Here is a 14,802-nt window from a genome sequence, read left to right as displayed (position 1 = left end):
GATGGAAAAGACGGGAAGGTGCACCGTTGAAGGGCACGCTGCTGGTCGCCGGGACCACCTCCGACGCGGGCAAGAGCGTCGTCACCGCCGGGATCTGCCGCTGGCTGGCCCGCCAGGGGGTCAAGGTCGCGCCGTACAAGGCGCAGAACATGTCCCTCAACTCCTTCGTCACCGCCGACGGCGCCGAGATCGGCCGCGCGCAGGCGATGCAGGCCGCCGCGTGCGGCCTGGAACCCGCGGCCGACATGAACCCGATCCTCCTCAAACCGGGCAGTGACCGGCGCAGCCAGGTCGTGGTCATGGGACGGCCGCTGACCGACGTCGACGCGATGGAGTACCGCGACCTCAAGGACCACCTCCGCACGGTCGCCGTCGACGCGCTGGAACGGCTGCGCGCCCGCTACGACGTCGTGGTCTGCGAGGGCGCGGGCAGCCCGGCGGAGATCAACCTGCGCGAGGGCGACATCGCCAACATGGGCCTGGCCCGCGCCGCCGGCCTGCCGGTCGTCGTGGTCGGCGACATCGACCGTGGCGGGGTCTTCGCCGCGCTGTACGGGACGGTGGCCCTGCTGGAGCCCGCCGACCAGGCGCTGATCGCGGGATTCGTGGTCAACAAGTTCCGCGGGGCCCGTGAGCTCCTCGAACCGGCCCTCGGAATGATCCGGGAGCTGACCGGCCGGGAGGTCTACGGCGTGCTGCCGTGGCTGGAGGGCGCGTGGCTGGACGCCGAGGACTCCCTCGCCCTGGACAACCGCCCCGCGGTCGGGACGCGTCCGCCGTACGGCCGGCAGACCCTGCGGGTCGCGGTGGTCAGGCTGCCGCGTATCTCCAACTTCACCGACGTCGACGCCCTGGCCGCCGAGCCCGGGGTGACGGTCCGTTTCGTCACCTCCCCGGCCGAGCTGGACGACGCCGACCTGGTGGTGCTGCCGGGCTCCCGCGCCACGGTCTCCGACCTGGCCTGGCTGCGTGCGACCGGCCTGGCCGACGCGCTGCCCGGCCGGGCCGTGCTGGGTGTCTGCGGCGGCTACCAGATGCTCGCCCGGACCATCCACGACGACGTCGAGTCCGGCGCCGGCCGGGTGGAGGGGCTGGGCCTGCTGCCCGCGACGGTGGTGTTCGCCGCGGACAAGACGCTGGGCCGGCCGGTCGGCGCGGCGTACGGCTGTCCCGTCGCGGCCTACGAGATCCACCACGGGGTCGTGACACCCGAGGGCGGCGAGCCGTTCCTCGACGGCTGCCGCTCGGGCACCGTCTGGGGCACCACCTGGCACGGGGCCCTGGAGAACGACGGTTTCCGCCGGGCGTTCCTGGCCGACGTGGCGGCGGTGACCGGCCGCGACTTCGTGCCCGCCCCGGACGTCTCCTTCGCCGCGCTGCGCGAGGAGCGGCTGGACGCCCTGGGCGACCTGGTCGAACACCACCTGGACACCGGCGCCCTGCTCCGGCTCCTGGAGGGCGGGGCGCCGGAGGGCCTGCCGGTCCTGCCGCCGGGCGGCGCCGGGGGAGCGCCGTAGCGGGTACGGCGCCCCCTGCCGCCGGACGGTGCCGGGAGCGCCGTGGCGGGACCGCCGGCCCACGCGTCCGGCGGCCCGCGCGTCCGGGGCCCGCGGGACCGCCCGCCCGCGCGTCCGGCGGTCCCGCCGCGGCGGCGTCAGCTCACCGGCGCCTCGTGCCCGGCCCGGACCCGGGCGGACAGGAAGCGGGCGGCCTCGCCGAGTGCCTCGTCGGCCTCGTCGAGGCGCCCGGAGTGGTTCTGGAAGACGTGCGGCACCTGCGGCCAGACCCGCAGCGTGACCTCCACGTCGTCCGCGGCCGCGCGCCCGGCGAGCCGGACGGCGTCGTCCAGCAGGAGCTCGTTCGAGCCGGCCTGCACCAGCAGCGGGGGCAGGCCCCGCAGGTCGGCGAAGATCGGGCTCGCCAGCGGGTGGGCGGGGTCCTGACCGGCCAGGTAGCGGGTGGCGAACGCCTGGACCGCCTCCCGGGTGAAGATCGGGTCGATGCCCTCCTTCGTGCGCGTGCTCCGCCCGCCGAGCGTCAGGTCGGTCCACGGGGAGAGGACGGCGACGCCCGCCGGCTGCGGCAGTCCGGCGTCACGGGCCGCGACCAGGGTGGCGACGGCCAGCCCGCCGCCGGCGGAGTCTCCGGCGAGCACCAGTTCCTCCGGGCGCACCCCCTCGTCGAGCATTGCCCGGTAGGCGGCGAGGCCGTCGTCCACCACGGCGGGGAAGGGGTGCTCGGGGGCCAGCCGGTAGTCCAGGGACGTCACGCGCAGCCCGGCACGGAGTCCCAGCCGGGCGGCGAGCCCCGCGTGCGTGCCGGGCGACCCCAGGACGTAGCCGCCGCCGTGGAGGTAGAGCAGCCGCCCGCGGCCGGTGGCGGCGGCCGGGGTCAGGTCGAGCGCGGGACGGCCGCCGAGTACCGTCTCGTGCGCCGTGACGTCGTCGGGCAGGGGCCGGGAGAGGGCGCCGGCGAATCCGGCACGCTGCTCGGCCAGGGCCGGGTTCGGGTTGGCGGGCGCGTTGCGGTGCAGGGCGTCGACGGCCTCGCGCTGCGAGCGGGTCATCCGGGCCTCCGTGGTGTCGGGGATGAGAGGATGCATTCCTTGGAATGCACTTGCGATCCTCAACCCGATTCCAGGGAAGATGATTCCTGGGAATATATTGGAGCGGAAACTGTGACGCACATCACTCGCCTGTTCACCGACCTCGTCCGTGCCGAGACCCGGTTGTACAACGCGGTGAGCGACCGGCTGCGCGCCGAGCACGGCATCGGCCTGGGACAGTTCGAGTTCCTGGAGATCATCGACGACCGTCCCGGATGCCGGGTGCTCGACATCGTGCGCGAGATCGGGATCACCGTCGGAGCCGTGAGCAAGGGCGTGGACCGGCTGGAGAGCGCGGGCCTGTGCGTGCGCGCGGCGCATCCCGAGGACCGGCGGTCCTCCGTCCTCAGCCTCACCCCGGAGGGCGCCCGGATCCTGGCCGCCGCCCGCCCCACCGTCGAGGACGAGCTGACCGCCCGCACGGCCGCCGTCCCGGCCGCCGACCTCACCCGGACCGCCGCGACGCTCGCCACTCTGCGCGCGGCGCTTGAGGAGCACCAGCGGGACGGGGCCTGAGGCCGGTTCCCGCCAGGTGCGGTGTAGGGGCCGGACGCGGGTCGCGGTGCGGGGGTCGGGTGCGGGTCGCGGTGCGGGGGCCGATCACGGATCTGGGGCCGGGCGCGGCTCATGGGTGGGCGTGGCCCGTCGTGGCGGCGATGATCGGATTCTCGCCGTGGATCCCCACAGAACCCCGCGGAATCCCGCATTTCACGCGATCCTGGTAAGCGAACCGCACAGCGTCGCCGAGGAGCGGAATGCCGGGACTGGAAGCCGTCGTCGCCGCGGCCGGGAAGGCCGTCGCCGAGCGCGCCGTACGGGAGGGGCTGGCCGCGCGGGCGGACGGGGCGGAACGGAAGGCCGACCTCGCGACGCTGATCCGCAGCGGGTTCCCCGACCGGTTCGTCCGGCGAAGCCTCGAACGCCAGCTGGAGGCCATCGCCGACGGGGTGGAACGGCGGCTGGCCGTACTCGTCGAACGGGAGTACGGCGGGCTCACCGAGAACGACCGGGCGGCGGTCCTGCACGAGGTGCTGGCCGCTTTGAAAGCCGCCGACCTCACCGACGGCGCCGTCCTGGCGGCCGACATGGACCCGATCAAGCTCGCCGAAGCCGTCCGGACCGGGCTGCCCGACCCGGCCCGGCAGCTCGGCGAGGCCGGGGGGCGGCTGTACGACGTGCTGCTGGAAGAGTGCCTCGACTGCCTCGTCCGGATCGTCCAGCAGCTCCCGCAGTACCTGCCGCGGGCCGCCACCGAGACCCTCGGCCGCCTGTCGGCCGTCGAGGAACGGATCGCCGACCTCGGGCGGCACGTCTCCGCGGCGCTGGCCCGGCTGCCCGCCCGCTCCCTCGACGCGCCCGGCGGCACCCAGGACGACGCGGAGTTCGAGCGCCGCTACCTCGAACACCTCAGCCGTACCCTCGACGAGGTCGAGCTGTTCGGCGTCCGCGTGGAGAACTACCGGCCCCGCGCCACCCTGAGCGTCGCCTACATCAGCCTCGGCGTCTCGGCGGAGGGCAGGACGCGCCACCGCGTCCCGGAACGGATGCGCCTGGCCGAGCTGGCCGGGACGGCCGCCGAGACGGAACCGGCCACCCTGCGCGTCGAGAGCGCCCTCGGCCGGTCCCGGCGCACCCTCCTGCGCGGCGACGCCGGGTCCGGCAAGAGCACGCTGCTGCGCTGGCTGTCGGTGACCGCGGCGCGCGGCGGCTTCGCAGGCGACCTGGAGTCCTGGAACGGGTCGGTCCCGTTCGTCGTCAAGCTCCGCAGCCACCCCTCCGGCGACCTGCCCATGCCCGAGGACCTCCTCGCGGACGTCGCCGGTCCGGTGGCCGGGCGGATGCCCGCCGGGTGGGCGCACCGGGTGCTCGACGCGGGACGGGCGCTGCTGCTCGTCGACGGGGTGGACGAGCTGGCCGTACGGCACCGCCCCGTGGTCCGCAGGTGGCTCGCCGGGCTGCTGGCCGCCTACCCCGGCACCCGGACCGTCGTCACCTCCCGCCCCGCGGCGGCCGACGCCCGCTGGCTGACCGAGGAGGGCTTCTCCCCGGTCACGCTGGAGCCGATGACCCCGTCCGACCTACGGGAGCTGGTGCGGCAGTGGCACGCGGCGATGCGCGGGTCACCGAGCCTGCCGTGCCCGCCGGAGCGGCTGGACGAGTACGAGGGCGCGCTGCTGGCCCGCTTCGAGAGCGGCCCGCACCTGCGGGCGCTCGCCGCGACGCCACTCCTCGCGGCGATGCTGTGCGCGCTGAACCTCGACCGCGGCAAGCAGCTGCCGCGCAACAGGATGGGCCTGTACGCGGCGGCGCTGGAACTGCTGCTGGAACGCCGGGACGCCGAGCGCGGCATCGCCGCCGACGTCGCCCTCGAAGCCGAGCAGAAGATCCGCATCCTGCAGGACCTCGCCTGGCAGCTCGCCGTGTGGGGCCGCTCGGAGCTGGCGAGGGCGACGGCGCTGCGGCGGGTCGAGGAGAAGATCCGGACCATGCCCCGGGTGGAGGCGACCGCCGAGGCGGTGCTCGGCCACCTGCTCCAGCGCAGCGGGGTGATCCGGGAGCCGGTGCCGGGCCGGATCGACTTCGTGCACCGGACCGTGCAGGAGTATCTCGCCGCCAAGCAGGCCGCCGACGACGCCGACGTCGAGCCCCTGGTGGAGCGCGCACACCTGGACCAGTGGCGCGAGACGGTGGTCATGGCCGCCGGGCACGCCAACGCGCCCGTACGGCGGGACCTATTGCGCGGGCTGCTCGACCGGATCGACGCCGAGGACCGGTACGGCAGGCGGCTGCGGCTGCTGGTCGCCGGCTGCCTGGAGACGATCCAGGAACTCCCCGGCGGCCTGCGCGACCGCCTGGAGGCATGCCTCGCCGCGGTGATCCCGCCGCGCAACGAGGCCGAGGCGAGGACGCTCGCGCTCGCCGGGGAGGAGGTGCTGCGCCGCCTCCCCGACGACGTGCGCGGCCTGCCGAAGGCGCGGGCGGCGGCGACGGTGCGGACCTGCTGGCTGATCAACGGGGAGGAGGCGCTGCGCAGGCTCTCCGGGTACGCGGGGGACTCCCGCGAGGCGGTCCAGCGGGAGCTGGCGACCGGGTGGGGGTACTTCGACGCCGACGAGTACGCCGCCCGGGTCCTGGCGGACGCGGCTCTCCCCCAGCTCTTCAGCGTCATGAACCCGCGCATGCTGAGCGCCCTCCGTCACCTGAAGAACCCCAAGAAGGTGATCGTGAGTTGCCCCGTATCGGGGGACCTGCGGTTCCTCCGGTCCGCACCGCCGCTGCGCTGGCTCTACATGTTCGGTGTGGGCGACGCCGACCTGAGCGACCTCGCGTACCAGCCGACGCTGACGTTGCTCTACGCCGCGATGACGTCGCGCCGCTGGAGCGACCCCGGCTGCCTGACCCGTCTGCCCGAGCTACGGGATCTGTACCTGGAGAACTTCGATTTCGCGGGGAGCCTCGCGTTCCTCGACGGACTTCCCCGGCTCGACACGCTCCGGCTCGGCGATGTGGGCTCGGTCCGGGACTTCGGCCCGGTCGCCCGGCACACCGCGCTCCAGGATCTGACGCTTCATGGAGCGCGCCACCTGAAGGACGTCGCGTTCCTGACGGATCTCTCCCGCCTGGAGATGCTCACCCTCGGCGAAGCCGACATCCGGGGAGGTCTGGCCGCCGTCGTCGGGCACGCCCCGGGGCTGCACTCCCTCGGCCTCAGTGGCATCGGTTCCCTCGGCGACCTGGCCGTGCTGGACGCCCTGGACCTCATCACGCTTCGACTGATCCGATGCCGGGACGTGACGGACCTGACGCCGCTGGCCCGTCAGCGCGGCCTCGAAATGCTGGTGCTGGAGGAGTCCGAGGCCGCCGACCTCGGTCCGTTGACGGACCTTCCGAAACTCCGTTACCTCCACCTCAGGGGATCGCGGTGGGTGACGGACCTCTCCCCGCTCGCGGGCCTGGAGGATCTGGAGGAGCTTTCCCTGAGAGGGACGGCTCCCGTGCTCGACCTGGCGCCGCTCGCGGGCAGGCCGGGGTTGCGGATAACGGCCGGCTCCGACCAGGAGCTCCGCAACGTCCACCTTCTCCACCCGACCGCGAAGGTCACGCGCGTGCCGGTGTCCCGGTGATCGGGCCGATCCGGAGGCGCCGGGGCACCGGCCACGCCCGCTCCGGAGGTGCGGATCGCCCGCGCTCCCGGCCCCCCGGAATTCCGGCGCGGAACCGCCCTCACGCCTCGGCCGCCGGAACCCGGTGGTTCGCGGCGATCCAGGCGTCGATCCGCGCCCAGTTGTCGTAAAGCCAGCGGACCTGCTCCTCGCGGTCCCGGGGGACGTCGTCCGCGTCGACCCGCCACCACGTCGCCCGCACCTCCGCGTGCGTGGGCAGTTTGCTCCAGAGGTCGTGGAGGGTGACCAGGTCGTCCAGGCCGGTGTGGGCGACGAACACCACGGCGGCGGAGGGACAGGCGTCGATGGCGGCGAAGGCCCCGCCGGGGTGCGGGGGGAGTACGTGTTCCAGGCGGCGGGCGCGGGCGGCCTCCTCGGCCAGCCCCTTGTTCTCCAGGCGCCGGATGGCCCTCGCCTGCCGCCTGGGGGTGAAGTTCCCGCCCTCAGGGAAGATCACCAGGGCGTCGTCGGGGTCCATGTCGGCGGCAAGCCGGCGGATCTCGGCGATGATGCCGCCCGCTCCGGCGCCCTGGGAGACGAAGGCGCTGGGCACCCGGCCGGTCAGCACGTCCAGGGAGGGGTCCAGCCGCAGGGCCGCCTTCATCACGATCCTGGGGCGCCGGCCGTACACGCTGAGCAGGTGGTGCACCAGCAGGACCGAGTCGCCGGGGCCCGCGTGGCGGGCGAGCACGATGACCGGGCGGGTCAGCCGCCGGGACAGCTCGTCCGGAGTGGGCGGGGGCGCCTCCATGAGGACACGCAGGCGGAAGATCCGTTCGGCCGCGCCGTACACCTGTCCCAGGAACCATTTGATCAGGGCGTAGTGGCGGTCCTCGTACTCGTCGCGGCTGAGCCGTCCGCCGAACCCGGAGACCACCCAGATGCCGAAGCAGGCCAGCAGCGCCATCGTCTCCAGCGTCAGCCACGCCACCGCGAACCACACCAGGCGGGTGCCCCGCCGCTGCGGGGGCGGCAGGCGCAGTGAGGCCGCGGCGACCACCAGCAGCCAGACCGGAAGCGTGACCAGCGCGGCCACGGCGAGCACCACCACCAGGGGCGCGAGGACCAGGCGGCGGACGATGCGGGGAGGGAGCACCGGTCCCTCCTTCCTCCGCGGCTCGCCGTACGGCACCGGTCCGTGCCCCCGGGGCCGCCGCGCCGTACGGCCGGCGGCACCGCCCCTGCTCGGGCGGGCGCGCGGCTCAGGCGGGCGACCGACGGGCGAGATACTCCGACGACGCCCGGTACGCACGCTCGATGTACCCAGATATACGCGATGAATCGCGATAGCGGAGCTGGGAGAGGTCCACGCCGGGCCTGGCCTCGGCTCCGGCGGGCATGACGTGCACCTCCACGCCGGTGGGCAGCGCGGCCATCTCCTCGGTGAAACGGTGCCGGCGGGCGATCTCGAAGGCGGTCAGGCCGACCTCCCACGGCCGGCGCGGGGGGGCCAGGGGCCGCTCGATCCGGCCGACGTGCAGGACGTAGACGCGGCGCGCGCCGAGGGCGACGGCGCGGCCGACCGGGATGCTGTGGACCAGCCCCCCGTCGAGGAAGTGGTCGCCGCCGATGCGGACCGGCGGCAGCAGCCCCGGGACGGCGCAGGAGGCGAGGACCGCCTCGACGACCGGCCCCTCGGTGAACCAGTGGGCGGTGGCCCGCTCGACGCAGGCGGCCACGCACTGGAACGGCACGGCCAGGTCCTCGATGCGGGTCACCGGGAGCATCCCGGCCAGCATGGCGCGCAGCGGCGCGGCGGAGTGCAGGTGGGTGCCGCTCCTGGCGAGGGTGGACAGCCGGGTCATCCACGACCCGCCGAAGGCGGTGCGGACCGCCTCCGTCTCCCACAGGGAGGTCAGCCGGGAGACGGCCGCGGCGGGGTCGGCGGCGAGCACGACGCCGTTCAGCGCGCCGACGGAGGTGCCGACGACCACGTCGGGTTTGACGCCCGCCTCGTCCAGGGCCCGCAGCATGCCGACCTCATGCGCGCCGAGCACCCCTCCGCCGCCCAGCACGAACGCCGTGTCCACATTCATGCCCCAAAGATAGACCCGGCGGCGCCCGGCCGCCGGGCCGGAATCCGGCCGGGGTTTCGACCGTGGGTCCCGGCCACCGGGCCGGAATCCGGCTGGGGGTCCGGCCGTGGGTTCCATCCGCGGGTCCGGACGCGGGTCCGGACGCGCCCCGGTCCCCGCGTCCTCGCTCCGGCGTCGTCCCTGATTCCGGCCGCCCCCCGAGCCGGATTCCGGGCGTGGATTCCACTCCTGGTGATCACAAAGCTCCGGTGCGCGGCGATACTCGGAGACGGATCTCACGACGCCGTCACCCGGGAGGGGTTCATGATCCGCAGAGCCGGGGAGCACGCGGTCGTGCTGGGGGCGGGGGTCAGCGGGCTGCTGGCCGCGCGCGTGCTGACCGACTTCTACGACCGGGTGACGCTCGTCGAGCGCGACGCGCTGGACGGCGGAGGCCCCCGCCGGGGCGTGCCGCAGGGGTTCCACGCGCACGGCCTGCTGCCGCGCGGCCTCCAGGTCATCGAGGAGCTGTTCCCCGGCGTCACCGCGGAGATGATCGACGCGGGCGCCGTGCCGTACGGGACGACGCAGCTCCGCATGATCATGGGCGGATACGAGTTCGCGAGGACGCCGACCCCGGATCAGGGCGTGTCGGCGACCCGGCCGTTCCTGGAGGGGCACCTGCTGCGGCGGACGCGCGCGCTGCCGAACCTCGTCCTGGCCGACCGCCACCAGGTCACCGGGATCGTCGCGGACGGCGGCCGGGTCTCCGGCGCGCGCGTCGCCGGTGACGACGGCGAGCGGGAACTGCCCGCCGACCTGGTGGTCGACGCGATGGGCCGGGGCGGCCGGACGCTCGTCTGGCTGGGGGAGATGGGCTTCGACCGGCCGGAGGAGGAGGTCGTCAAGGTCGAGGTCGCCTACGCGACCTGGTACTTCCGCATCCCCGAGGAGGCCATGGGCGGCTACCGGATGGTCCTCGTGGGCTCCCATCCGGGGCAGCGCAAGGGCGCCGCGCTCTGCGCGGTGGAGGGCGGCCGCTGGCTGGTGACACTGGGCGGCAACGCGGGGGTGCGCCCGCCGTCCGACGCCGAGGGCTTCTTCTCGTGGCTCGACGAGGTCGCCCCCGCCGACGTGGCCGCGGCCGTCCGCCGGGGCGAGCCCCTCGGAGAGGTGGGGGCGGCCAGGATCCCGACCAGCGTGCGGCGCCGCTACGAGCGGCTGGGCCGCTTCCCCGAGGGGCTGCTCGTCACCGGGGACGCCCTGTGCAACTTCAACCCCATCTATGGCCAGGGCATGGCGGTCGGCGCGCTGGACGCCCTCGCGCTGCGCGACCGGCTGCGCGAGGGCGCCGGCGATCTGGCCCGCCGCTACTTCGCCGCCGCGGCCAGGGCGGTGGACCCCGCCTGGCAGCTGGCCACCGGCGCCGACCTGTCCATGCGTGAGGCCGAGGGGAGCCGGCCGCCGCGGGTCCGCGTCCTCAACGCCTACGTCCGCAGGCTGCAGCGGGCGGCCGCGCACGATCCCGCGGTCGCGGTCGCCTTCGGCCGGGTGACCGGCCTGCTCGACCCGCCCTCGGCCCTCATGCGGCCGGGCGTGCTCTGGCGCGCCCTGCGCGGCTGAACCTCGCCGAGGGAACCGGTCCCGGGGCCGATGACCCGCGGCGCCGCCGTACGGCGGGCACGGCGCCGGCCCCGGGACGCGGGGCTCAGGGCAGCAGCAGGAGCTTGCCGGTGGTGCGGCGGGCCTCCAGGTCCTCGTGGGCCCTGGCCGCCTCGGCGAGGGGGTAGCGGCCGGAGACGTGCACCTTCAGCCTGCCCTCGGCCACCCAACCGAACAGGTCGGAAGCCCGCCAGGCGAGCTCCTCGCGGGTGGCGACGTAGTGGGCGAGGGAGGGCCGGGTCAGGAAGAGGGACCCGTGCTGCCCGAGGACCTGCGGGTCGATCGGCGGGACCGGGCCGCTGGCCTGGCCGTACAGAGCCATCATGCCGCGCGGGCGCAGCGAGGCGAGGCTGCCGTCGAAGGTGGCCGCGCCGACGCCGTCGTAGACCACGTGCACGCCGGAGCCGGTCAGGTCGCGGACCGCCTCGGAGAAGCCCTCGTAGCGGAGCACCTCGTCGGCGCCGGCCTGGCGGGCCAGCTTCTCCTTCTCCTCGGTGGAGACGGTCCCGATCACCCGGGCGCCGCGCAGCTTGGCGATCTGGACGAGCAGCAGGCCCACACCCCCGGCCGCGGCGTGCACGAGAACGTCGTCACCGGGCTTGACCTCGTGGACCGAGTGGGTCAGGTAGTGCGCGGTCAGCCCCTGCAGGGTGACGGCCGCCGCGGTCTCGGCGGAGACCCCCTCCGGCACCCGGACCAGGCGGGAGACCGGCACCGCGACCTTCTCGGCGTAACTTCCCATCACGTTGGTCCACGCCACGGTGTCACCGGCCGAGACGCCCTCGACGTCCTCACCCGCCGCGGTGACCGTGCCCGCGCCCTCGCCTCCGATGACGAACGGAAGGGAGAGCGGATAGCGGCCCGTGCGGTGGTAGACGTCGATGAAGTTCACGCCCGCGGCGGCGACGTCGACCAGCACCTCCCCGGGGTTCGGCACGGGGTCGGGGTGCTCGGTGTAGGTCAGGGCCTCGGGACCGCCGGTGGCACGGACGACTATGGCATGCATCGCGCTCGACTCCTCGGATTCGGTGTGTGATCCTTTCGTCCCCAACCGCGCGGGGCCGCTCACTCTTCCCGGCGGGAACGCTCCGGCGGGATCGGCCCTCCGGCGGGGTCGGCCGTCCGGGGCGGAACCGCCGGACCCCGGAGCCGATCACTCTCCCCGGCCGGGTCCCGGACCGTCACAGGGTCGTCCGGGGGAGGTCGCCGGAGCCCCGTGGGGGTCACCCGCCCTTCCCGGCGGAGCCCTTGGGCGGGAGCGGGCCGTTCAGGGTGAAGTTGTCGAAGGACGTCTTGAGCGTGGCGCGGCCCTTCTCGGCGACCCTGGCGAACACGCCGACCGAGCCGTTGGGCAGCGGGGTGCCGTCACGGGCGGTCTGCACCCGCCTGCCGTTGACCCACATGGTCAGCCGCACGCCGCTCTCGCCCTCGTCGGCGCACTCGGCCTGGACGCGGGCGGCCTCGCCCTTCGGCAGGTCCACCTCGGCGGGCGCGGCGAGCTCTCCTCCGGCGTTGTCGATGGTCTTGCGGATGCGGGCCTTGCCCGAGGTGTCGAGCAGGAACTCGTACCGGGTGGCGTTGAGGTTGTCCTTGTCGCCGCGGCAGAACACGCCGTAGTCGCCGGGCCCGGAGCCGCCGCGGATCCTGACGTCCACGCCGACGAGCAGCCGCGTCGGGACGACGGGCGTGGGGCTCGCCGAGGGGGCGGGGGTGGCCGGTGGCGCGGTCACGAACGGTATGGGCGCGTCCATCCGGTGGCCGGCGTCCTCTCCGTCGACGTCGATGGCGATGTAGCCCTCGTGGGAGTAACCCCACTTCCGCGTGGGCGGGTCGTATTCGGAGCTGTCCCAGTTGGTGCTCTGGGTGAAGTCGTCCTGGTAGAGCAGGGGCAGGTCGTCCGGTGGGCCGCTCGGGGACAGCAGGAAATACAGACCCGTTCCGCCGGCCACGACGAGGGCCGCCGTCGCCGCGACGGCCAGGCGGAGCCGCCCTCCCGTCCGGCCGCCGCGCGCCGCGGGCGGACCGGCCGGGCCCGCCGGCGGGGCCCCGCCCGGCCCGCCGGCGCGCGTCTCCTGCGCGGTCCACTCTTCCGGACGGCCCGGGACCTGCCCGCCCGGTACGGCGGACCTCTCGGGTACGGCGTGTCCGCCCGGAGCGCCTGGAGCGCCCGGCCACCCCGGAAAACCCGGCCCGCCGGGACCGCCGGGGCCACCGGAAGCACCCGGTCCGGCGGAAAGGCCCGGCGCGTGGTGTCCCCCGGAAGCACCCGGTCCGCCCGGTGCGGCGCCGGGCCAGGGGGCGGTCCGCGGCTCGGCGGTTCCCGGCCACGGCGCGGTCGGCTGCGGGGCGCCCGGCGCCGTGACCTGTGGGTCCTGCTGCCAGACCGTCCGGACCGAGCGGGCGGCCTGCTCCGGCTCGGCCGAACGGCCGATGAGGTGGTCGAGGATCTGCTGGGCGGTGGGCCGGCGCTCCGGGTCCTTGACCAGGGCGCGGGCCACCAGCTCGCGCAGCGCGGGCTCCATGCCCTCCAGCGCGGGGTCGGTGTTCAGCACCTGGTACATCACCGAGGGCAGCGAGTCCCCGCCGAACGGCGGCCGGCCGCTCGCGGCGAAGGCCATCAGGCAGCCCCAGGAGAACACGTCGCAGGCGGGGGAGACGCGCTCGCCGCGCAGCACCTCCGGCGCCATGTAGCGGGGGGTTCCGATGATCTCGCCCGTCCCGGTGATCCCGCTGAGGGTGTCCAGCGCCCGGGCGATGCCGAAGTCGATCACCCGGGGGCCGAGGGAGGAGAGCAGCACGTTGGAGGGCTTCAGATCGCGGTGCACGATCCCGGCGCCGTGGATCGAGGTGAGCGCGGTCGCCACGCCGACCGCCAGCGCGTCGAGGCTGGAGCCGAACAGCGGCCCCTGTGCCCGCACGGCCTCCTCCAGATTCGGGCCGGCCACGTACTCGGTGACGACGTAGAGCTGGTCGCCGTCCAGGTCGGCCTCGATCACGGCGGCGGTGCAGAACCGGCGGACCCGCCGGGCGGCCTCGGCCTCCCTGCGGAAACGCATCCTGAACTGCTCGTGACGGGTGTACTCCGGGTTGATCACCTTGATGGCGACCTGCCGTCCCTCGGGCGACTCGCCGAGATAGACCGTGCCCATCCCGCCCCGGCCCAGCGGCCGGAGCACGCGATAGCGGCCGATGTGTGGAGAGTCGCCGGATTCGAGGTTGTTCACCGTCATACCTAACCGCATGCCATCCGTTGGGTGGCTCACACTACCGAGATCTTCACGATGATCGGCAGTTGTGACGGCCTGCGGCTTGCACTGCGCCGGATAAGAACGTATGTTCGACGCCCAGGCCCGTCTTCCCCCGGGTGATCAGTTCGACGGCCGCGGGAGAAGAGCGCCTTGAGCAGACTTTACGGTGACCCGATCGACGTGTGGACCCACGACGGGCTGCCGGTCCGGTTCCTCTGGCGCGACCGGCTCCACACCGTGCAGAGGGTGCTGGACCACTGGGTCGTCGCCCGGGAGTGGTGGAAGATCTCCGACAGCGACCCCGGAGAGCGCCGTTTCTGGCGGGTCGAGGCCGATCCCGGTGACCGGCTCGGCACCTACGAGCTCCGCTTCGACACCGCCGCCGAGGGCTGGTTGCTGATCAGGGCCTGGGACTGACGCCCCGCCTCGGCCCGCGTCCCCGCGAGGCGGCGGCGGGCGTCCGGGTCCTGCGCCCGGGTGACCTCCCGGACGGTCGCGGCGCACAGCGCGGCGCAGGCGGCGACCACGGCCAGCTCGGCCGGGCCGAGCCCGGTCAGGCCCCCGTCCCCGCGCCCGCCGATCAGCCGTACGGTGACCACGGCCAGTACGGCCAGCCAGCTCAGCCACCAGGCGGTGAGCAGCACCGGCCAGTGGCCGCCCCCGCCGGGCGCCGGACGGGAGTCCCGCCACAGGCGGTGCAGCATCAGCGGCGGGGCGACGAGGTTGACCACCGGCACGAACCACGCCGCCAGCACAGGGGCGACCGGAGACCGGGAGGGGGCGATGCTCTGCCGGGCCCGTACCAGCCACGACAGGTAGGCGACGGCCGCCGCGACCGTGGTCGCCACCACGAGGATCAGCAGCAGGGCGAAGGCGCTTGCGGCCCCGGCGACGGCCTGCGCCGCGGGAGCGTGGTGGTCGCCGCCGAGTGTCGCCAGCCGGCGGGCCAGCCATCGCCCGCGCGTCTCCTCGAACGCGGTCAGGCAGGCGACCGCGAGCACCTGGGCGGCGAGGAGCACGTAGACGACCATGACGGGCCTCCTCGGCGCCAGCGGGACAGAGCGCATGGTCATCTCCCCCCGGCATGCGCTGAAGTGTCTGCCCTTTTC

Annotated in this window: 11 protein-coding genes and 1 pseudogene; 6 read left to right on the top strand and 6 right to left on the bottom strand. The window is 74.5% G+C overall.

The features are described from left to right. The first annotated feature begins 26 nt into the window (after nt 1-26). Nucleotides 27-1,517, top strand: coding sequence for a cobyric acid synthase (locus ACFYSC_RS24895; RefSeq protein WP_389966083.1), 1,491 nt, complete (start codon nt 27-29; stop codon nt 1,515-1,517). Nucleotides 1,518-1,654: 137 nt separating this feature from the next. Here the strand turns inward: ACFYSC_RS24895 and ACFYSC_RS24890 are convergent, their stop codons facing one another. Further along, nucleotides 1,655-2,602 carry an alpha/beta hydrolase gene (locus ACFYSC_RS24890; RefSeq protein WP_389966079.1) on the bottom strand — a complete coding sequence of 316 codons (948 nt, stop codon included), beginning with the start codon at nt 2,600-2,602 and terminating at the stop codon, nt 1,655-1,657. 75 nt (nt 2,603-2,677) lie between these two features. Here ACFYSC_RS24890 and ACFYSC_RS24885 point away from each other — a divergent pair, with 75 nt between their 5' ends. The 3 genes and pseudogenes from ACFYSC_RS24885 (at nt 2,678) to ACFYSC_RS24875 (ending at nt 6,729) form a co-directional block, all read left to right on the top strand. After that, on the top strand, nt 2,678-3,121 hold the full coding sequence (locus ACFYSC_RS24885) for a MarR family transcriptional regulator (RefSeq protein WP_362930252.1): 444 nt from the start codon (nt 2,678-2,680) through the stop codon (nt 3,119-3,121). A gap of 239 nt (nt 3,122-3,360) precedes the next feature. Then, nucleotides 3,361-3,891, top strand: a pseudogene (locus ACFYSC_RS24880) (hypothetical protein); the annotation flags it as partial. A gap of 258 nt (nt 3,892-4,149) precedes the next feature. Then, entirely contained in the window at nt 4,150-6,729 is a 2,580-nt protein-coding gene (locus ACFYSC_RS24875; RefSeq protein WP_389966506.1) for an NACHT domain-containing protein, read from the top strand. Nucleotides 6,730-6,829: 100 nt separating this feature from the next. Here ACFYSC_RS24875 and ACFYSC_RS24870 read toward each other — a convergent pair whose 3' ends face one another. Together ACFYSC_RS24870 and ACFYSC_RS24865 are read right to left on the bottom strand one after the other, a co-directional pair. Beyond that, nucleotides 6,830-7,864 carry a 1-acyl-sn-glycerol-3-phosphate acyltransferase gene (locus tag ACFYSC_RS24870; RefSeq protein WP_389966075.1) on the bottom strand — a complete coding sequence of 345 codons (1,035 nt, stop codon included), beginning with the start codon at nt 7,862-7,864 and terminating at the stop codon, nt 6,830-6,832. 106 nt (nt 7,865-7,970) lie between these two features. Next, nucleotides 7,971-8,804 (bottom strand): patatin-like phospholipase family protein, encoded by an 834-nt coding sequence (locus tag ACFYSC_RS24865; RefSeq protein WP_389966072.1) that lies wholly within the window; start codon nt 8,802-8,804, stop codon nt 7,971-7,973. Between the two features lie 303 nt (nt 8,805-9,107). Here ACFYSC_RS24865 and ACFYSC_RS24860 point away from each other — a divergent pair, with 303 nt between their 5' ends. Then, nucleotides 9,108-10,406: an FAD-dependent oxidoreductase gene (locus ACFYSC_RS24860; protein WP_389966069.1), complete on the top strand. Its 1,299-nt coding sequence runs from the start codon at nt 9,108-9,110 to the stop codon at nt 10,404-10,406. A gap of 85 nt (nt 10,407-10,491) precedes the next feature. Here the strand turns inward: ACFYSC_RS24860 and ACFYSC_RS24855 are convergent, their stop codons facing one another. Further along, a complete protein-coding gene (locus tag ACFYSC_RS24855; RefSeq protein WP_389966066.1) occupies nt 10,492-11,451 on the bottom strand; it encodes a quinone oxidoreductase family protein in 960 nt (319 codons plus the stop codon). Between the two features lie 217 nt (nt 11,452-11,668). Further along, entirely contained in the window at nt 11,669-13,675 is a 2,007-nt protein-coding gene (locus ACFYSC_RS24850) for a serine/threonine-protein kinase (protein WP_389966504.1), read from the bottom strand. Nucleotides 13,676-13,843: 168 nt separating this feature from the next. On the opposite strand from ACFYSC_RS24850, the gene ACFYSC_RS24845 reads away from it, so the two are divergent. Further along, on the top strand, nt 13,844-14,110 hold the full coding sequence (locus ACFYSC_RS24845; protein WP_389966063.1) for a DUF6504 family protein: 267 nt from the start codon (nt 13,844-13,846) through the stop codon (nt 14,108-14,110). Here the strand turns inward: ACFYSC_RS24845 and ACFYSC_RS24840 are convergent. After that, complete coding sequence (locus ACFYSC_RS24840; protein WP_389966060.1) at nt 14,050-14,760, bottom strand: DUF4328 domain-containing protein; 711 nt, start codon at nt 14,758-14,760, stop codon at nt 14,050-14,052. The genes ACFYSC_RS24845 and ACFYSC_RS24840 overlap by 61 nt on opposite strands. Nucleotides 14,761-14,802: the final 42 nt, after the last annotated feature.

The sequence above is a fragment of the Streptosporangium sp. NPDC004379 genome (assembly GCF_042873875.1).
Lineage (GTDB): Bacteria > Actinomycetota > Actinomycetes > Streptosporangiales > Streptosporangiaceae > Streptosporangium.
This window is presented reverse-complemented; position numbering and strand designations above follow the sequence as displayed.